Origin of the sequence: Cardinium endosymbiont of Philonthus spinipes, from assembly GCF_964030745.1 — a bacterium.
In the GTDB taxonomy this organism is placed as follows: Bacteria; Bacteroidota; Bacteroidia; order Cytophagales; family Amoebophilaceae; genus Cardinium.
On sequence record NZ_OZ034918.1, the window covers coordinates 236,869 to 255,921 of the forward strand.

14 protein-coding genes and 1 tRNA gene are annotated in these 19,053 nt (G+C 40.3%); 8 read left to right on the top strand and 7 right to left on the bottom strand.

The window, feature by feature from the left end; translation table 11 throughout:
• The first annotated feature begins 98 nt into the window (after window positions 1-98).
• A complete protein-coding gene (locus AAHM81_RS00945; protein ID WP_342265502.1) occupies window positions 99-3,629 on the top strand; it encodes a sodium:solute symporter family transporter in 3,531 nt (1,176 codons plus the stop codon).
• Between the two features lie 46 nt (window positions 3,630-3,675).
• Here AAHM81_RS00945 and AAHM81_RS00950 read toward each other — a convergent pair whose 3' ends face one another.
• Window positions 3,676-4,161, bottom strand: coding sequence for an Lrp/AsnC family transcriptional regulator (locus tag AAHM81_RS00950; RefSeq protein WP_342265503.1), 486 nt, complete (start codon window positions 4,159-4,161; stop codon window positions 3,676-3,678).
• Window positions 4,162-4,340: 179 nt separating this feature from the next.
• Between AAHM81_RS00950 and AAHM81_RS00955 the strand changes: the two genes are divergently transcribed.
• A complete protein-coding gene (locus AAHM81_RS00955) occupies window positions 4,341-4,613 on the top strand; it encodes a hypothetical protein (protein ID WP_342264990.1) in 273 nt (90 codons plus the stop codon).
• Between the two features lie 196 nt (window positions 4,614-4,809).
• On the top strand, window positions 4,810-5,013 hold the full coding sequence (locus tag AAHM81_RS00960) for a hypothetical protein (RefSeq protein WP_342265504.1): 204 nt from the start codon (window positions 4,810-4,812) through the stop codon (window positions 5,011-5,013).
• Window positions 5,014-5,285: 272 nt separating this feature from the next.
• Here AAHM81_RS00960 and AAHM81_RS00965 read toward each other — a convergent pair whose 3' ends face one another.
• The gene (locus AAHM81_RS00965) at window positions 5,286-5,489 is read right to left on the bottom strand and encodes a histone H1 (protein WP_342265505.1); all 204 of its coding nucleotides are present in this window, start codon (window positions 5,487-5,489) and stop codon (window positions 5,286-5,288) included.
• A 634-nt stretch (window positions 5,490-6,123) separates the two neighbouring features.
• Here AAHM81_RS00965 and AAHM81_RS00970 point away from each other — a divergent pair.
• Window positions 6,124-6,933 (top strand): hypothetical protein, encoded by an 810-nt coding sequence (locus AAHM81_RS00970; RefSeq protein WP_342265506.1) that lies wholly within the window; start codon window positions 6,124-6,126, stop codon window positions 6,931-6,933.
• A gap of 5 nt (window positions 6,934-6,938) precedes the next feature.
• Here AAHM81_RS00970 and AAHM81_RS00975 read toward each other — a convergent pair whose 3' ends face one another.
• The 5 genes from AAHM81_RS00975 to AAHM81_RS00995 all read right to left on the bottom strand — a co-directional run bounded on the left by AAHM81_RS00975 (window position 6,939) and on the right by AAHM81_RS00995 (window position 12,474).
• Complete coding sequence (locus AAHM81_RS00975) at window positions 6,939-7,688, bottom strand: PASTA domain-containing protein (RefSeq protein ID WP_342265507.1); 750 nt, start codon at window positions 7,686-7,688, stop codon at window positions 6,939-6,941.
• Window positions 7,685-8,965 carry a hypothetical protein gene (locus AAHM81_RS00980; protein ID WP_342265508.1) on the bottom strand — a complete coding sequence of 427 codons (1,281 nt, stop codon included), beginning with the start codon at window positions 8,963-8,965 and terminating at the stop codon, window positions 7,685-7,687. The genes AAHM81_RS00975 and AAHM81_RS00980 overlap by 4 nt, the downstream gene beginning before the upstream one ends.
• A 37-nt stretch (window positions 8,966-9,002) precedes the next feature.
• The gene (ftsH, locus tag AAHM81_RS00985) at window positions 9,003-11,006 is read right to left on the bottom strand and encodes an ATP-dependent zinc metalloprotease FtsH (protein WP_342265509.1); all 2,004 of its coding nucleotides are present in this window, start codon (window positions 11,004-11,006) and stop codon (window positions 9,003-9,005) included.
• Between the two features lie 172 nt (window positions 11,007-11,178).
• On the bottom strand, window positions 11,179-11,817 hold the full coding sequence (locus AAHM81_RS00990) for a superoxide dismutase (protein WP_342265510.1): 639 nt from the start codon (window positions 11,815-11,817) through the stop codon (window positions 11,179-11,181).
• Between the two features lie 192 nt (window positions 11,818-12,009).
• Window positions 12,010-12,474, bottom strand: a complete 465-nt coding sequence (locus AAHM81_RS00995) for a nucleoside deaminase (protein ID WP_342265766.1) — start codon at window positions 12,472-12,474, stop codon at window positions 12,010-12,012.
• 297 nt (window positions 12,475-12,771) lie between these two features.
• Between AAHM81_RS00995 and AAHM81_RS01000 the strand changes: the two genes are divergently transcribed.
• From AAHM81_RS01000 to dnaE, 4 genes are all read left to right on the top strand, one after another.
• Window positions 12,772-13,572, top strand: a complete 801-nt coding sequence (locus tag AAHM81_RS01000) for a C2H2-type zinc finger protein (RefSeq protein ID WP_342265511.1) — start codon at window positions 12,772-12,774, stop codon at window positions 13,570-13,572.
• Between the two features lie 329 nt (window positions 13,573-13,901).
• Window positions 13,902-15,125 (top strand): hypothetical protein, encoded by a 1,224-nt coding sequence (locus AAHM81_RS01005; protein ID WP_342265512.1) that lies wholly within the window; start codon window positions 13,902-13,904, stop codon window positions 15,123-15,125.
• A 106-nt stretch (window positions 15,126-15,231) separates the two neighbouring features.
• Window positions 15,232-15,307: transfer RNA gene (locus AAHM81_RS01010), tRNA-His, on the top strand.
• 269 nt (window positions 15,308-15,576) lie between these two features.
• Entirely contained in the window at window positions 15,577-19,014 is a 3,438-nt protein-coding gene (dnaE, locus tag AAHM81_RS01015; RefSeq protein ID WP_342265513.1) for a DNA polymerase III subunit alpha, read from the top strand.
• Window positions 19,015-19,053 lie beyond the last annotated feature (39 nt).

Below are 19,053 nucleotides of genomic sequence, written 5' to 3' on the forward strand. Positions count from 1 at the left end.
ACACAATATTATTAAAAGTTTTAAGCATCAATACCTAAAAAAATCAATAGAATTTAACCTTTTTTTACCTTCTTCTAAAAAATAAAAAGATACTTTTTATGGCAAATCGTAAAGGTCTATTGCAACGGCCTCAATTTATTGCTTATTTCATTATACTATACAAAAAATGTGGATTTAAAAAAATCAATATGCATATCGATTTGGTGATTATAGGAATATTCTTAATCCTAACACTAGCCATTGGGCTCTATTGTAGTAAAGGGATTGCAACCTTCCAAGACTATGCGGTTGGGAATAGAAAAATGGGCCAATTTATAATTGCTATTTCCATAATAGCCACCATTTATGGGGGTAGAAGTTTGCTTGCATTAGACGATTTCTATCAGGAAAGTATTTATAAAACGCTTGATTTAATTTATTTCATTATACTAGCCTTAGTATCAAGATGCATACTCTTAAGAATGAAAGCATTCGCAGGCCATTTTTCTATAGCTGAGTCAATGGGGAGCCTTTACGGTCCAACTGTTCGAGTGATCACAGCCATCTTTGGCATACTGCTATCCATTGCTATGTTAGCACCTCAGTTTAAGGTTAGCCTAAGTATTACAAATACCCTATGGCCTGATATAGAAGGGATTTCAGCCAACTCAGGTATCATTTTAGCACTACTTGTTATAAGCTATACAACATTGGGAGGAGCTAGAGCTGTAGCACTAACAGACATATATCAATTTTTTCTTTTTGGCGTTTGCTTCCCTATCATGATTTTTATCTGTTTATACTATGCTAAAAAGCCACTAGCTAGTTGGCAACAGCTGGCTGAACTGCCACAACTGGCTACTAAAGAGGCACTAAGGCTGCATAAGTTATTACAAGATGGCCTATATGCATGCGTATATGGTTTATGTCATCCATTTTTTCCTGCATGGATTCAACGATTTTATATGTCATCCTCTATACAACAAGCTTCAAAAGGGTTTTATATCAGTACTTTTATCCAAGTTATCCTTACTATAGTTTGTTTAAGCATTGTGATGGCGTTGCATGTAGGTAATCATCCTATCCCATCCAACGGACATGTTATAAACTATCTGGTTAACCTGGTGCACTTTCCCGGAATACGTGGCATCTTCATAACGGCTATTATTGCTTTACTGATGTCTACTGCTGACTCTTATCTGCATATTGCTTCTGTTCTATTTACAAATGATGTATTACCTGTACTATCTGGCTCAACCCAATGGGTAAAGCAACATGCACTCAAAATTGCACGTACTGCTTCTACTTTAATAGGTATAGTCAGTAGTTTTATGATGTTCAGTATCAATTATTTTATTGAATTCCGTAACTACATAATAAGCTGCTACCCTGCACTGGTTGTTCCATTCATCATGGCCATTTTGGGTTTTAGGCCCCGCTCAACTGCCATCGTATTAACCATCGGAATGAATATAGCCATCATAGCCTATCATTTTTTTTATAAAATCACCTTATCAGCACCTTTTCATAAATCTTTTTACTTTAGCACAATTGCTTTGATTATCACACATTATCTCCTCCCTAAACGGCCTAATACTGGCTGGGTAGGTATCAAGGACCTTAGTCCACTGGATTTGGCAAATCAAGAGACCAAACGCTGGTGGCTAAGAAGGCTACAAGATGGGAAATTACCCTTTACTAAAGCCTATTGGCAAAGCCGCTTTCCAAAACGGAAATCCACCTTCATACTATTGGGCATCTATTTCATTATCCATACTTTTATAGCTCTTTGCTTTATGCAGAAAAGCTACTTTGCTCCTTATATCTATTGGTATATTCTGGTCATGGCCTTTGGAACGACCTTAGCTATTTATCCATCTTTTCATAGTTATCAGCAGGGTGGTCATCCCATACTCTACTTGGCATGGCCTGTTTTGTTATTTCTATTCCTTTTTGTTTCGAGTATACAATTTGCAAAGTTAGACTACTTTCGGCCAATGGTTTTTGCATTGTTGATAGCTAGCCTAACTTTAGGCAGTGTGCTTGCTTCCTTAAAAATAGCCATTGGTATGTTGGTGCTAGCTATGATACTCCACCTATTTGTACCACCTCATATACCTTTTTGGCATTCAATTTGGACCAACTATAATACATTGTCTATTGAGCTTGTTTTTGCCACAGCGCTTTTGGTAGCTGCATTAATAGGTTTTGGAGCCTATAAATACCTACATGACAAAATGGATACACAATTTAAAATTATAGCGCTGAACCGAAACTACGAACGCAAAGCAGCGCTAGAAGCAATCTATAACCAAGTGAACTGGTCTAGACTCCACCCCATCTACAGTAGCAAGATGTTGCGGGAAACCGAAGCCATATTGCAAGCACCTTGTTACTACTTCCATACACATGGTCAAAGAAAACTTGAAATAGATCTAAACCTCTTCATGAAGAAATTACGCAAATTCAGCAATGTACTACTAAAAAGGGTAAAAGAAGAACGTATTCTAACACTCCATCAAAAAGCAGTACAACCAGTAGACATTAACCTGGCCATCTTAAAAGCACATCATACTACACGGGCATTAGGAGAACCTATAGCCCTACTTTTAAGGAACCAAACTAAGGTAACACATCTGATAGCAGACCCGTCACTTTTTGAACGTCTTTTAACAATAAATCTATTGGGAATTAGCAAAAGTGAACAGATTACAGACCATATAGTCACCCTAACCATTGCTGATACCGTACTCCGTTACGATACTACACTGACCCTACCTGCACTAGCTTTTCTGATTAGTACCAATACAAGCATACACAATGTAGCACACACATATGATGTCACAGGCGAAACACTCCATACCCACCTACCTAAAACAGAGCACCAACTTTATCAAGCAGAAAGCGGGCAAATTGTTCAAGCACATGGTGGGTACGACCTGATCATAGAACAGCAGGAGGCCTTAACATGTTGTTATGTATTGCCCATAGCTGGCCAAAACGTCATGCGCTTTAAAACCTACGATCCTACTGCCTTGGGGAACAAAACAAGTGAAACAGCAGAAAGCCTAGCGCAAGAAAAGGAATTGATCGCATCGCTTGCCACGGAAACAGCCTTGACCAAAGAGATAATAGAAAAGACCATTACGTTTATTAAAAACGCCCACGGGCTGGTAACACGTAAATCTGGTGCACCTTACTATACCCATCCTATGGCAGTTGCCAAAATACTATTAGAAGTTACAAAAGATCCTACAACCCTCTTAGCAGGCTTGTTACACGACATAGTAGAAGACACACCAATTCCATTGGCCCAAATAGAGCTGATGTATGGTCCTGAGGTGGCCTATATTGTAGATATGGTGACCCACTACCATACCAGTGGTTATCGATGGAAATTAGATGACATAGAAAACAAAAGTCTATTGGAGCAATGTAAAGATATTCGTGTAGTACAGGTTAAGCTAGCCGATAGACTACACAATATCAGAACCTTACATTTTCGCAAACCAGCAGATCAAAAAAGAATTGCAAAAGAGACCATGGCATTTTATATCCCATGGGCTAAAAAAAATAAAATTTTAAACTGGATAACCGAAATGAATGATATTTGCTGGGAAATTTTAAATAAGAAAGGAACAAAGTGGTGAATGTATGCTGTCGTTCATGTCACTGGTTCATATTTACATAGAAATACTATTCTAAGAATAGCTGCTTGTTTTTAACGAGTTGGATAACGGATAAAGTTTTTACATGGTCCACAAAAGGAAGTGCATAGATTTTTTCTACTACCATCGTCTGGTAACTAGATAAGTGGTCAACATAGACCATTAAAATAAAATCAAACTCACCTATTACTTGATAGCAAGTTGTAATAGATGCTATTTTATCAACTGTCAGTTTAAACAATTTAACCTGTTCAGCTCTGGCTTGTTGAAGGCGAATGCCAACAATTAGATGGACCAAGAAACCCAACTTAACATGATCCACTTGTACCCAATAATTGGTGATGATTCCATACTGTTCTAGCTTTTTTACCCGTTCAAGCGTAGCTGCAGGAGAGAGATTGATTTTTTGTGCAAGCGCCACATTGGTGATCTTTGAATCAACTTGAAGAATATTTAATATAAGTTTATCTGTTTTATCCAATTCCATTGTATCTGCTAATGAATTGTATTCCACTTTTTTCTTGATAAAGGTATCTATTCACGTCACTGGTTAATAATGAATTTTATTCCACTTTTTTCGTATCTATTCACGTCACTGGTTAATAATGAATTGTATTCCACTTTTTTCTTGATAAAAAAGTGGACAAAAAATCAAGCCCTCGGTAAAAAGTTGGGGGACCTCACCCCTTACAGATGGAAAAACAGAAGTCGCCCGCTGCGCGGGCTTCAAAGGAATCTGTTTTTCCTAATCATCTGCAAGGGATGAGGCCTATTTCCCCACTTTTTACAGGGGCATTTTTCTACTATGGACATAGCGTTAAACGCATACGCTACGTTTGGCTGAAAAAACAAGTGGCTAGTCCATTACCAGCCCCCGCGTCTCCTTCGATAAAAAAATGGCGCTCTAGTAAAACACTAACCCCTGAGCGATATCTTTTTCAGCGGATTAGAAAATCGTCTGTTTGAAGCCCGCTTGCGGGCTGAGTTCACGATTTTCCCGCTGAAAAAGATATCGATTCAGCTATTTACTATCGGGCCAGACTTTTTATCGAAGGAGATAAGGCGGCCAGCCAGAGGCGTGAATGGATACCTTTTTTCTTGATAAAAAAGTGGACAAAAAATCAAGCCCTCGGTAAAAAGTTCCGGAAGCCACCCCTTACAGATGGGAAAACAGAAATCGCCCGCTGTGCGGGCTTCAAAGGAAGCTGTTTTTCCCAATCATCTGCAAGGGGTGGCTTCTATTTCGAAACTTTTTACAGGGGCATTTTATCACTATGGCCATAGTGTTGAACAGATACTGATAAAGAAAGGGAGAAACACGTTTTCTGCCACAGTGCTGAACGGACACAAAAAAGCAAGTGGCTAATCCATTACCAGCAGCCGCGTCTCCTTCGATAAAAAAATGGCGCTCTAGTAAAACACGAACAGCTGAGCTATATATTTTTCAGCGGATTAGAAAATCGTCTGTGTGAAGCCCGCTTGCGGGCTGAGTTCACGATTTTCCCGCTGAAAAAGATATCGATTCAGCTATTTACTATCGGGCCAGACTTTTTATCGAAGGAGATAAGGGGGCTCGGCCAGAGATTAGCTTGAACAACTTTTGTTTACCCCATACTTAAACAGGTACACTTGTTAAACTTATTTACCATCTGCATCATTTGAATGGTCCATAGAGGCTTTGGATGCCGATACATTCGCTCGAATTTCCTGTGCAATTTTTTTTAACGTTTGCATTCCTTTACGGACTCGTGTTCCCGCTGCCTTATTGTCCTTCTCATAAAATTTCTGAAACTCATCTTCCAAGGAAAGTACTAATGTTTTTAATTCTGCAAATCGATTCATGATATAGTAATTAATGGTCGCTATTTATGTTTACTAGATGGTTGTCCAGCCCGTGACTAAACTATGATACTCAAATATTAGACCCTGCATAAGGTCGCTATTTGTCTTTCTGTTATCTCTATGAATCTAATAATTTTTTATCGAATTGTTCTGATATTTCTTAAAATTTTTCACCTAGTGATTTTTCAACTTAAGAGATAAATATTATTGACTATTAAATAGAACAGCATTTTTTACATAGAGTATTGGTATACGCAGCACTTATGGCCACCAATAAAGAAATGCGGCCACAATAGCTTTTCTTATCATGATCAGCCACGCGTCTCCTTCGATAAAAAATGGCGCTCTAGTAAAACACGAACAGCTGAGCGATATCTTTTTCAGCTATTTACTATCGGGCCAGACTTTTTATCGAAGGAGATAAGGGGCCCAGCCACAGGTGTGTAATGAAGTTCCTTAAAAAACTGGAAAAAATGCGTTTTCAATCACAGTACTGAGTAAAAAAATAAGTAAAATTCCTTAAGCCATCACCATTGCCTGAACAGATACCTTAAAATATTTGCTTTGTATTAAATTTTTAGTAATATACTGTTACAAGAAATAAGTCAAATTTTTTACGCTAAAAAGGCAAGTCATGATAAGGAATATGCTGTTTGTGTTCCTACTAATCCCATCTTGTAATGGATTTAGTAGGTCTACTGTCTGTAATATGGATGGTCAAGGGTCAAGTGAGGAGGGTCAAGCGCTTGATGCGTACATTTTTTTAAAAGAAGATGAATTCGAAGATGCATACGTTTTTAATGATATAGCCTTGTCTCGATGCCAGTTATGGTATAGTAGTGTGATGCTGGATTCTGAAAATCCTGAAACGGTAATTTTAGATCTCTATAACTGGGTGGACCAGTATAGTCAACTTCCTTTTATTGGTACACTCGGAAAGTTAGCTGTTGACAAGCTGCAGAAAGTGTGGAAGCAGGGAAAACAAGTTTTTGGCAAGGTGGATGAGATCTTTGGAAAAGATTCAGATGCTTTGGTCCTAATTCGTGCAAGTTGCAGGAAAATTCCTGAACTACGTAAGCAAGCTTGTTTGAATATGGTGTTGGAATTAGTAGATATGCTATTTCAAATAAGACCCCAGAAGTATGGAGAGCTGGTTGAAAGATTAACTGAGTTGGAGCAATCTATTAGCACAGAGGTGAAGAAAGGTAATCCCAGCTATAATGAGGAGCTGGCCTATTTAAAAAAATTACTTATGGAGCATTTTAATGAGCTTAATAAAGATACCTTTTACTCCAAGTTTTATGCGGGTCACATAGTTTATTTACAAAATATTCATGCGCTACTGCCACTTGTAGTTTGTGCAGGCACTTCTGCTGTTAAAAATGGTTTTGTAAATTTCCTTAAGAATAGAGGTAAAAAAATAGAATTTGAGTGGCTATGCTAGATTGGTTAACCTTTAACCACCCATAGATTCATGGTAGTGCCTAATGGTACCTTGCTGCCTGCCTCGGGTTTTTGTTTGGTAACCGTACCAATGGATATATCTTTTTTTGTAACATGATGTTGCACGCCTATCTGTATGCCCCGTTCTAATAATATTAAACCAGCTTCCTCTAAAGGTATGCCTACCACATTGGGCACCTCAATGATTTGGTTACCTAGTCCAGCGCTCACCACTAAGTCAATAGTAGATCCTTTATGAATCAGTTTGCCAGTAGGTATAGGTTGGCGATTGTGCCATTGTTCTAAAACAGCATATTCTGTAATGTCGGCAACATATTTGATGGTCCCCAGCTTTAGCCCCTTGTTCTTTAGGAGCAGTTGTGCCTGTTTAATAGACCCCTCAATAAGATTGGGCATAGATACAAGGGGAGGATGTTCTGCATTTAAAGTTAAATAGATTTTTCTGTTTTCTTTGACCCAAGCACCTGCTGCAGGAAATTGTTGTAAAACGGTAAAAGGAGGAAGCTGTTCAGAGTAACCGCTATTGTCTGTTATAACGTAACGCAAATGATCTTTGCTCAGCTTTTCATCCAATGCTTCTAAATGTACACCTGTTAGATCAGGTACTTCAACGATTTTGCCTTGACGCGTAATATAGGGCAATACCATATAGAAAAATATATATAGCATGGCTATACTTAAGCAACACATGTAAAAAATGTGTTGTGCAATCTTTTTTAGCTTTTCTTTGTTCATGGATCTGCAGTTAACGCTGCTGCAGAAACAGCGAAATTTCTTTTGGTGTATCCATATTGAATAATGGCATCTATAAAATCAAAGGGGGTATAGCCATTTAAAGCAGATTGGTGAAAAATACAGGTTGCCGGTGTCATAGCAGGTAGCGCATTGACTTCAACCACCCAAACTGCTACTTTTTGGTCAGCATAGATTTTTACAAATGCATCTATTCGGGCATAGCCTTGTAGGTTTAAAACTTCTGCAATAGTTGCCAATTGCTCCTTTACCCTGCTACTGATCCTTGCAGCTGCTTTAGGATCGCTATGAAAGCGAGCAGGGGTAATATTATGACCCTCTCCTGCTAAAAATTTTTCTTCTAATGAAAGGATTGCATCCGCTGCTACCGTTTCTGATGGCTCAAAGACTTCATATAAGGTGCCACCATTAGAACCTATATGGGTTAGTAACCCTGTTGTGATTTCCAAACAATCCAGGCTTTCTCCATCTTTTTGGATCAATGTTTCTAGCAAAAATCGCTCTTGCCTAGGAATATGGTCTGCCGCGTGCAACCCCAATGTTTCCATCAAATCAGCAGCAATCAGTGATCTGACTCTAAAACTGGCCGATGCATAAGCCATCAACATGGCCTGATCTGTGATCCGCACCACGCCTGCACTGCAACCATCATCTACTGGCTTGGCAATAATCGGATAGGTCAATGTCTCCTCTATCGCAGAGACAACGCTATGCTGATCATAAGTCCACTCTTTTTTTGTAATCAAAAGTTGTTGTGCAATGGGAAAGCCTTTTTGGGCTAACAATTGATTGGTTGCATACTTATCAATGGTCAAAGCAGCAGTGGCTATACCAGATCCATTATAAGGTATATCATAGGCCTCTAATAGCTTTTGTAAAGTGCCATCTTCTCCAGGCCTACCATGCAAGGCTATAAAGATAAAATCTACCCTTTCTTGTAAGGCAGAAAAGTTAAGCTCTTCCGGTGTAAAAACAGCTTCTTTTGCATAATATTTTGTAATGGAAGCCGCTGCTTCCCTAATAGGGGCTACTAATGCTTCTGATCTATGCCATATAGTTGGATGCAAGAGTGCATCATGGATATCATCTGCATTGTCTTTTAACAACAGCGCAGCAGGCAGTGTAAAAATACGATACGCCTCCTTAGAGCCAGATAAAAAAAGCGGCAGGGGGGCGTACTTGGTAGAGGTTATCAGTTTACTATAGACATTCCGACCACTTTCTAGTGATATATGTCGTTCGGGGGTAAACCCGCCCATAAGCACACCTATTTTTTGCACTTGCTCTTCCTTACATTTAAGCTACATCATTGGATGTAGGCGAGGTTGCCTCTACATCATCAGCTTGTACTTCGCTTGGTAGCGCTTGCGACCCATCTTCAACAGCCACCTCGTTAGCCTCTTTAGCAAAGCGTTTCCCTATTAAACGCTCTAGATCTGATTTCAGTATCGTTTCTCTAACCAATAACGCTTCAGCCAAAAGGGTCAGCTTATCAATCTTTTCTTTGAGCAATGCTTTCACCCGTTCATATGCACGATCTATAATCGCTTTTACCTCTTCATCTATGGTATATGCTGTTTTTTCCGAGTAAGGCTTTGTGAACGTATAGTCTGCTTGTTTGGAGTTGTGAAAAGAAAGATGCCCTACTTTAGGGTTCATGCCATAGATGGTCACCATGCTATAGGCCAGTTTAGTAGTACGTTCCAAATCATTTAGTGCACCAGTAGAGATTTTTCCAAAAATAAGTTCCTCGGCCGCTCTGCCCCCCAGTGCCATAGCCAATTCGTCCAACAATTGATTTTCTTGATAAACAAATTGTTCCTTCGGTAAATATTGTGCATAACCCAATGCCGCTATACCACGTGGTATAATGCTTACCTTGACCAGTGGATGGGCATGCTCTAAAAACCATCCAGCAATCGCATGGCCTGCTTCATGGTAGGCTACGATTTTCTTCTCTTCTGGAGAGATTAGCTTGTTTTTCTTCTCTAATCCGCCAATAATTCGATCTATAGCTGCATGAAAGTCGCTCATCGTTACAAACTTTCGGTTTTTTCTGGCCGCTATTAAAGCCGCCTCATTACACATATTAGAAAGATCGGCTCCAGAAAACCCGGGGGTTTGTTCTGCCAGTTGTTTGATGCGAATATGTCGTTCTAGCTTGAGCCTTTTGCTGTGGCAGCGTATAATCGCTTCTCTATCCACCACATCTGGATTATCTATGGTAACCTGTCTATCAAACCGACCTGGGCGAAGCAAAGCAGGATCTAGCACCTCTGCCCTATTGGTGGCACCGATCACAATTACACCAGAATTGGTTGAGAAGCCATCCATCTCTACCAGAAGAGAGTTCAAAGTATTTTCACGTTCATCATTGACGCCAGGCATATTGGCTTTTCCCCGTGTTCTACCCACTGCATCGATTTCATCGATAAAAATAATACAAGGTGCCTTTTCCTTTGCTTTTTTAAAGAGGTCACGCACACGCGCCGCACCTATGCCCACAAACATTTCCACAAAATCTGATCCAGAAAGACAAATTACAGGTACACCTGCTTCGCCAGCCACCGCTTTAGCCAGTAAGGTTTTACCCGTTCCTGGAGGACCTACCAGCAACACACCTTTAGGAATTTTTCCGCCAAGCATCGTAAATTTTTCCGGCATTTTTAAAAAGTCTACCACCTCTTTTACCTCTTCTTTCGCCTCTTTCATACCCGCTACATCTTGGAATGTAACTTTTAACTGATTATCTTTATCAAAGATAGTTGCTTTTAAGGTATTCATATTGAAAAGCTGTGTGCCAGGCCCTGCCATACCATTACCTGGTTTACGAATAAAGAACCAGTAGATAAGGAATAGCGTTAGCAAAAAAGACCAGTTGATAAAACTAGCAGGCTCGGAGCGTTCTTCACAGATATAGCCTATTCTAGTTTCGGGGTCCATTTTAGCTTCTATTTCTGCGAATTTTTTATCGAAGATATCGAAGTTAGGTATTCGAAAAGTGTAGACCACCCCACTGGAACTTTTCCAAGCAGTTCTTCCTGCTAGCTCCTTTTGGTAATGTTCTTTTTTTAATGCATCCGCTTTAAGCGCTACCTCCACTAGGTGCTGATTGGTGATTAAAGTAACCGACTTTACCTCCTGGTTCAGCATCATTGCTTCAAAACGTTTTTCAGAAATGGCAATACTGCTTTTTTCCTTGCTGTAATAAAAAATCAACCCCAATATGACTAATATAGCTAATACAAAAATGGACTGAGGCGCATTGTGTTGCACAAACTTTTTTTCTCTAGGTTTCATAATCTGGTTTTAAATTGAACAGCTATTTTTTTGCTAAGCGCAGATGCAAATTTACAAAAAAGCATTGAAAAAGACTATAAAGAGCTGAATGATGATTGCCATTCAAAGGGATGGCTTGTAACAATTTGTGCTTATGTTATTTTATTATGTAGCGTTGGCCTTATTCAGATTTTTATTGTCTTGCTGCTATGCGCCTACCCTCCACAGCCTCCCAATCAACAATTTTCCAAAAGGCTTCTATATAGGCTAAGCGTCTATTTTGATAAAGCAGGTAATAGGCATGTTCCCATAGGTCTAATCCTAAAATAGGCACACCTTGTTCTTGAACAGGCGTGGTATTCATCAGTGGATTATCTTGATTGGTCGTTGTAGAGATAAATAAACTACCATCTTTTTTAGCTACAGATAACCAGGCCCATCCAGAACCAAAATGGGCTACTGCTGCTGCTGTAAAGGCCTCTTTAAAGCCCTCAAAGCTTCCAAATGATTGCTCCAATGCATGCAATAAGTTGGCTCCAACCGCTTGAGTACCATTAGGTGCAAGGTTATTCCAGAAAAACAAATGGTTAAAGTGGCCACCAGCATTGTTCCGTACAACGATATGGTAGGCGCTTATATCTTTTAGGAGGTGGGTTAATACCGATATTTCCGTTCCTTCTACAGTTGCTATGGCAGTGCCCGCTATAGCCTGATTGAGTTTATCCACATAGGTTTGATGGTGTTTGGTATGGTGGATCTCCATAGTTTGGGCATCTATGCTAGGTACTAGTGCGTTGTAGGCATAAGGCAAAGGGGGCAGTGTAAAAATCATAAGCATCTAAGTTTTAAGGTAAAGACACAATAGCCTGCTTTTGAAAGCTCCTTGTAATAAGGAATTTTTAGGAGAAGCGCAGTCGAGCACCACAGAACACTCAGCTGTATTTGAGGAGCATGGACGCGCTTCGGCATCAAAAATTGCCATTGGCATATAACGTTTCAAAAGAAGCCCAGTTAGCTTGTTGTGCTACAATATAGTGTTTCTTAACTTTTTAAAAAAACAAATCAGCAACTGGTTGCTTTCTTTTGCTAAAATATGGGGCTCGACTGTTGTTCGTGGGTGCAGTGCAGCATTAGTGAGGGTTTGATAGCCTCTTTTAGGATCACTAGCCCCAAAAACCAACCGTTTGATTTGAGACCAGTAGAGTGCACCGCTGCACATGACACAGGGTTCCAGGGTAACATATAGGGTACAGTTAGGCAGGTACTTGCTATTCAAGTAGTTAGCCGCAGCAGTTATAGCCAATAGCTCTGCATGGGCAGTAGGGTCTTTTAATCTTTCTACCTGGTTATAGCCACGTGCAATAATCTTGCGATCCGCAACGACCACTGCGCCAACCGGCACCTCCCCTGCTTCAGCTGCACGTGCTGCTTCCTTTAACGCTGCTTGCATAAAGAAAAGATCGTCATTCACAGGTTGAATAGGCTCCATATAATGGGGTAGCTCATTTGATTCCACAGCGTTAGCAAACTATATTAACTGCTGCTGATGAAGCAAAGTTTAGACAACTTTTATACAAAGTATGTTGGAATGGGTAATATATTTTCGTAATATTGCACTGGAGATCAGCTCCTTTAAGGAGTACTGCAACAGTATAGCTACTGCAAGAGCAAAGCCCACACATTAAGTGACCTACTTACCACTAAGCGCATCCTACGTCCATTGGTATGTTCTCTTAATGCATGGGCGCATGCTAAACTAAACTATAATTGAAAACCAATTACAACTATGAATATAGAAAAAAATAAATCGATCCGCAAGGGTTTTGCCTTTTCAAAAGGAATATTGCCAGCAGTTGGTGTACTTGCGCTAGTTACGCAGATGGGGTGCAGCCAGCTATCTGGTGGCTTAGGTGCGAACGATGAAGAGTGGAAAGCATCAAGAATTGAAAATCCAACTTCCCGATGTTGTATATGTGAAACAGTATTCAAGAACAAGCTCGACCCGGAGGATGATATTATGGTTACCTCGCACAGAGATAATGAAACAGTATTCAGTAACAAGCTCGACCCGAAGGATGATATTATGGGTGCCTTGCACAGCCATAATAAGGCACATAAAAAAACCCATAGAGACAAAAAACAATACCAATGTGAAACTTGTTGGAAATACTTTAGTCAAAAAGGTAGTTTACAAACACATAAAAAAATCCATACAGGCGAAAAACAATACCAATGTGAAACTTGTGGGAAATGCTTTGGTCGCAAACAGTATTTAACAGAACATGAAAAAACCCATACAGGCGCAAAACCATTCCAATGTGAATTTTGTGGGAAATGCTGTAGCCAAAAAGTCAATTTAAACACACATCAAAAAATCCATAAAAATAGTAAATCACACAAATGTGCAAGTTGTGGGAAAGGCTTTAATCAACAAAGTACTTTAAACAGACATAAAAAAACCCACACGGATGACAAGCCATTCGGATGTGATAGGTGCGAGAAGCGTTACAAAAACCAAGATAGTTTAAAAAAACATCAAAAGAAGAAACATGAAGCAAAAAATTCCAATGACATTCAACTGAATTGAATAGGGTATTCTGGCCGCCAGTCAAGGAATTTGACAGTTCAGTAAAATAAACTTTTTAAATAGCTGTTTTTCAGCCCCCACCCACACCTCGGGTTATACCCAACAGTGTGGGTTATACAAAAAAAGAAACTTCATAGAATGAGGCTGCTTAGAAGCGGGCCAGAAAATCACATGTCGTTTTGAAGCCGCACATAGCGGTCTTAGTGTATGGATTTCTAGCTGGAAAACAGATCATTTATCGCCCAAAAATCAGGTTATCCAATCATTTATTCATATCCTAAGAAAGATTTGCTATTTTTATTTGGTAAAAAAGTATAATGCCATAATAGATGCAAGTAAAATTTGTAGGTAAGCCACAACTATCCATATTAATGGCCAATGGCCTTATTCATTTTGATAATGCCTTATATGGTTATTTGGTGCCGATTATTGCCCCTCTTTTCTTTCCTCAAAAAGAGCCAGTGGTTCAGTTGATATGGGGCTATAGCCCATTTATAATCTCCTGGATAGCCAAACCATTTGGACTCCTTTTTTTTAGCAAAATAGCCCAAAAGAGAAAAGAAAAGGTCACATTGCGCTATACCCTTTTGGGTGTGGGCGTCAGTTTGGTGGTTATGGGTTGCTTACCCATCTATTCAGAGGGATCGCTATGGACCATTATCTTGCTGCTGGCCGCTAGGATGTGCGCAGAGGCATGTGCAGCGGGAGAACACAACATTGCCAAAATTTACCTCCTTAAAGGACAGGCGATGCAACAAGCCAAGAAACTTTCTGCAAGTTATGAGGTGTCTACTATGGTGGGTATTTTATCTGCTGGAGCTGTTGGTACTTGTTTGACATCGATCCATAATCCCATTCTATACTGGCGACTACCCTTTTTAATCGCTGCACTAGCTACATTATTGAATGTAGTTTGTTTGAGATGCAGCAGAACAGCAATGGAAGCAGACTGGCACCCTCAACAACCATCTATCTGGCTACAACTTTGGCAATCACGTTGGCCCATTATGCGCATTGCTATAGTAACTGGATTTGGTTACGTGGCCTATACCATCCCTTTTCTATTTATGAATGGTTTTGTACCTATGGTGACCACCATTACCTATTCCACTATGATGCAATATCTACCCATCTTTATGGCATTAGATATACTATTAATTGGCTGGATCGCTAAAGTAGGTCACAAGTATGACCACAATAACCTGATGGCAGTAGCCAGTGGGCTGATGGCCTTATCCATTATTCCCCTCTTTGCAGGATTAGAAGGTGCTTCTATCTTTTATGTAACCATAGTGCGTTGTTGGCTGATTTTTTTAGGTGTACTCTTTAGCTGCTTTCTAACCATTTGGTCCAAAGAACAAGTGGCTACAGCAACCCCCTATACCACAATAGGATTGGCTACCGCCTTGGGCAGTAGTCTATTTGGGAAATCGGCTACAGCTATTTGTTTCTACCTTTTTTACAGGTATAATACCCCTATAGCCCCTGCCTGTTATATAGCGCTATTGGCATTTTGGGCTACGCTCATTATGGCTGATTCTGCCTCACCATAAGCAACGTAGCAGGAGATCTATTTTTTGAAATTTTTATTTTTTTTGATTAAATTTGAAAATCGGGTGCTTGTTTAGCCTATACGGCTATATAGGTCTTGCTTTTTATGGTGAATGTAGCTCAGCTGGTTAGAGCATTGGTTTGTGGTACCAAGGGTCGCGGGTTCGAATCCCGTCTTTCACCCGTTTTTTGATAGCCTCCTACTGCTTACAGCCATTCCTTTTTCTTTCCTGCAGCTAACATGTAGTGTTCCTCCTATAGCTGTCTAACCATGCCTTTACTGGCTGACTCATCAAACAAGTCGAATCACTTAACACATTCCGAGTGGATTCTATCTATAAAACTATGTATCTTGCACCATGCGTCATGGATATCCATTTGTCATTACGACTAAAGAAACAATAACTTATGGAAAAAACCACCTCGAAAGTCGATATACATACCCCTTAAATAATGCACAACTTTTGCCATTTACATTGCCATACAGAATATTCCCTATTGGATGGTGCAGCCAAAGTAGAACGTTTGGTAGCGGCCAATAAACGGTTGGGCATGCATGCACTGGCCATTACAGACCATGGCAATATGTTTGGGGTTCCCCATTTCGTTGCTGCAGCCACTAAAGAAGGAATAAAGCCCATTATAGGATGTGAGTTTTATATGGCACCTGACCGACATGACCATAAAGATAAAACCCGTTACCACCAGTTGTTACTCGCTAAAAATGCGGTAGGCTATCGAAATATTACCAGGCTCTGTTCTCTGGGTTTCTTAGAGGGGTATTATTATAAACCACGCATTGACAAAGCCTTACTCAAACAATATAAAGAAGGCTTAATTGCCACTACCTGTTGCTTAGGTGCAGAGATTCCTAAAACCATTATTCGCCATGGTGAGGCAGCTGCAGAAAAACTTTTTATAGAATGGTTAGAGCTATTTGGAGAAGATTACTATATAGAGCTACAAAGACATGGCATCAAGGAGCAAGAAATTTGCAATGCCGTATTGCTCCGTTGGGCGCAAAAATATCATGTGCCAGTTATTGCTACCAATGATGTCCACTACACCACGCAGCAGGACAGCCTTGCTCAGGATGTATTGCTCTGTTTGCAGACCGGGAAAGATTACAATGATCCCAATCGCATGCGCTTTAGCAACGACCAATTCTTTTTAAAGTCACCCGAAGAGATGGCATTGCTTTTTGCAGATGTGCCAGCTGCTATTACCAATACGCTAGCATTGGTAGAAAAGATAGAAACGCCCTCTTTAACCCGTGATGTGCTGCTGCCTATTTTTCAACTCCCAAATGGCTTTTCAGATCCCAATGTATATTTGGCCCATTTGGCTTTTTCTGGTGCCCGTTCCAAGTATGGGGCCCTATCTATGGAAGTAGAAAGTAGATTGAACTATGAATTGGCCATTATTGCCCAAACTGGCTTTGCGGGCTATTTTTTAATTGTACAGGACTTTATTGAGGCTGCTGTGCGCTTGGATGTCATTGTAGGGCCAGGGCGGGGCTCTGTAGCCGGTTCACTAGTGGCTTTTTGTATAGGTATTACCAAAATAGATCCTCTCCGCTATGATCTGCTTTTTGAACGCTTTTTGAATCCAGAGCGGGTTTCCATGCCTGATATAGATGTAGACTTTGATGACGAAGGCCGTAAAAAAGTAATCGATTATGTCATTCAAAAATATGGTAGAAACCAAGTTGCTTCCATTATTACCTTTGGCAGCATGGCGGCTAAATCAGCCATACGTGATGTGGCACGTGTGCTGGGCGTTCCCTTGGCCAGAGCCAACTACCTCACCAAGCTGATACCAGATAAATTAGGCATTACACTGTCAGAAGCCTTTGAAGAGGTAAAAGAACTGGCTGAGATCAAAAAAGCCATTGCCACCCCCGAAGGAAAAGTACTAGATCTGGCTGCAACCTTAGAAGGACTGGTACGCCATACGGGTATTCATGCCGCAGGCATCATCATTGCACCCAATGATATTGTAGAGTATATCCCAGTCAAAACAGATAAAAATTCTGACTTATTGGTTACCCAATATGATGGATCAGTCCTAGAGGGTGTAGGCATGTTGAAAATGGATTTCTTGGGGCTCAAGACGCTGAGTATTATTAAAGATGCCCTCTTATTGATTCAACAAAATAGAGGCATTACTATAGATATAGACCAGATTCCATTAGACGATCCGCTTACGTTTAAGCTATACCAATCTGGTAATACCAAAGGAACTTTTCAGTTTGAGTCAGAAGGCATGCGCCAATGGCTGATAAAGCTCCAGCCCACTACGATGGAAGAGCTTATTGCCATGAATTCGCTCTATAGGCCAGGTCCTATGCAGTTTATTCCCAATTTTATTGCCCGTAAGCATGGCAAAGAGCCCATTGAATACCCCCATCCCCTTTTAGAGACTATTCTAAAACCCACCTATGGCATTATGATTTACCAAGAGCAGATCATACAAACAGCCCAAGCCATGGCAGGCTATACCCTAGGTGGTGCCGATTTGTTGCGCAAAGCTATGGGTAAAAAAAATGCAGCAGAAATGGCCAGACAACGCGATGTTTTTATAGCAGGATCAGTACAAAAACATCAGATTCCTAAAGAAAAAGCATTGGCTGTTTTTGAGATTATGGAAAAATTTGCGCAATATGGTTTTAACCGATCCCATGCAGCAGCCTATTCTCTTATTGCCTACCAAACTGCTTATTTAAAAGCCCATTATCCTACCGAATATATGGCTGCTGTATTAACCCACAACCAGGGTGATATTGAAAAAATCGCTTTCTTTATGGAAGAAAGCCGCCAGCAAGGCCTCTCTGTACTAGGCCCTGATATCAATAAAAGCCAGGTTAATTTTAGTGCTGGTCTCCATAAAGAGATACGCTTTGGCCTAGGTGCCATTAAAGGCGCTGGTGAGGCAGCTGTTACCGCTATTATAGCAGCAAGAGCAGAGCAAGGTGCTTTTAAAGATATTTTTGATTTTGCCGAGTCGGTTCAACTCAAAACGGTCAACAAGAAAACCATGGAAGCGCTTGCTTTATCTGGTGCTTTTGATACCTTTAAGGAATTCCATAGAAGGCAATATGTTTATGAAGCAGCCGGTAGCAGTTTTATAGAAAAAGTCATACAATACCGCAATCGCATGCAAAAAGAGCGGATGGAAGCGATGCAATCACTCTTTGGAGCAACGGCCTATAGTGCCATTAAAAGGCCAGAACCGGTTGATTGTGCGCCTTATGAACCATTGGAACAATTGCGTATAGAGAAGGAGCTGGTTGGTTTTTATATTTCTGGCCATCCACTCGATCCATTTAAGGTGGATATCGCAAGCTTTTGCAATGTAACCACTCAAAATATATTAACAGCTAGTCGAAAAACAGTGACCATAGCGGGTATGCTTACTGCCGTTACCATTAAGCAAAATGGAAAGGGCAATGCCTTTGCCTTACTCACATTAGATGATTACCATGGGTCGCTCAATTTTGCACTTTTTGGAGAAGACTACTTAAAACACAAACATCTATTAGAAGCAGGTAAATTACTCTTTCTGACAGGCCATGTAGCCACACGTTATGGGAACCAAGAAATGCAAACCTTTAAACCCCAAACCATTAATCTGTTAGAGGAGATGCGCGAAAAAATGGCTAAAGGGGTTCATTTGCAGCTGGAACAGAACCAAATCAACCTGCCATTGGTGGACGAATTAGAAGCTTGCATCAAACGTTATCCAGGAAAATCGCTTATTAAGATATCCATTATAGACCATGAAGCGCAGATTACCATTCCAACGCGCTCTACCCAATACCGTGTAGAACTCAACAATGAGCTATTTGGATTACTGGACCAGTTGTCTATTGATTTTAATCTATTTACTTAATCCCTTAGCAATCGAGTTTCAAAAGAGATCTATTGGTTG

Bases quoted from the DNA above. Each gene is read 5' to 3' on its own strand.
- dnaE (WP_342265513.1), top strand. From the start codon at position 15,577: ATGCACAACTTTTGCCATTTACATTGCCATACAGAATATTCCCTATTG.
- AAHM81_RS00965 (WP_342265505.1), bottom strand. From the start codon at position 5,489: ATGAATCGATTTGCAGAATTAAAAACATTAGTACTTTCCTTGGAAGAT.
- AAHM81_RS01005 (WP_342265512.1), top strand. From the start codon at position 13,902: ATGCAAGTAAAATTTGTAGGTAAGCCACAACTATCCATATTAATGGCC.
- AAHM81_RS00945 (WP_342265502.1), top strand. From the start codon at position 99: ATGGCAAATCGTAAAGGTCTATTGCAACGGCCTCAATTTATTGCTTAT.
- ftsH (WP_342265509.1), bottom strand. From the start codon at position 11,006: ATGAAACCTAGAGAAAAAAAGTTTGTGCAACACAATGCGCCTCAGTCC.
- AAHM81_RS01000 (WP_342265511.1), top strand. From the start codon at position 12,772: ATGAATATAGAAAAAAATAAATCGATCCGCAAGGGTTTTGCCTTTTCA.
- AAHM81_RS00955 (WP_342264990.1), top strand. From the start codon at position 4,341: ATGGAAAAACAGAAGTCGCCCGCTGCGCGGGCTTCAAAGGAATCTGTT.
- AAHM81_RS00970 (WP_342265506.1), top strand. From the start codon at position 6,124: ATGATAAGGAATATGCTGTTTGTGTTCCTACTAATCCCATCTTGTAAT.
- AAHM81_RS00995 (WP_342265766.1), bottom strand. From the start codon at position 12,474: ATGGAGCCTATTCAACCTGTGAATGACGATCTTTTCTTTATGCAAGCA.
- AAHM81_RS00980 (WP_342265508.1), bottom strand. From the start codon at position 8,965: ATGGGCGGGTTTACCCCCGAACGACATATATCACTAGAAAGTGGTCGG.
- AAHM81_RS00960 (WP_342265504.1), top strand. From the start codon at position 4,810: ATGGGAAAACAGAAATCGCCCGCTGTGCGGGCTTCAAAGGAAGCTGTT.
- AAHM81_RS00990 (WP_342265510.1), bottom strand. From the start codon at position 11,817: ATGATTTTTACACTGCCCCCTTTGCCTTATGCCTACAACGCACTAGTA.
- AAHM81_RS00975 (WP_342265507.1), bottom strand. From the start codon at position 7,688: ATGAACAAAGAAAAGCTAAAAAAGATTGCACAACACATTTTTTACATG.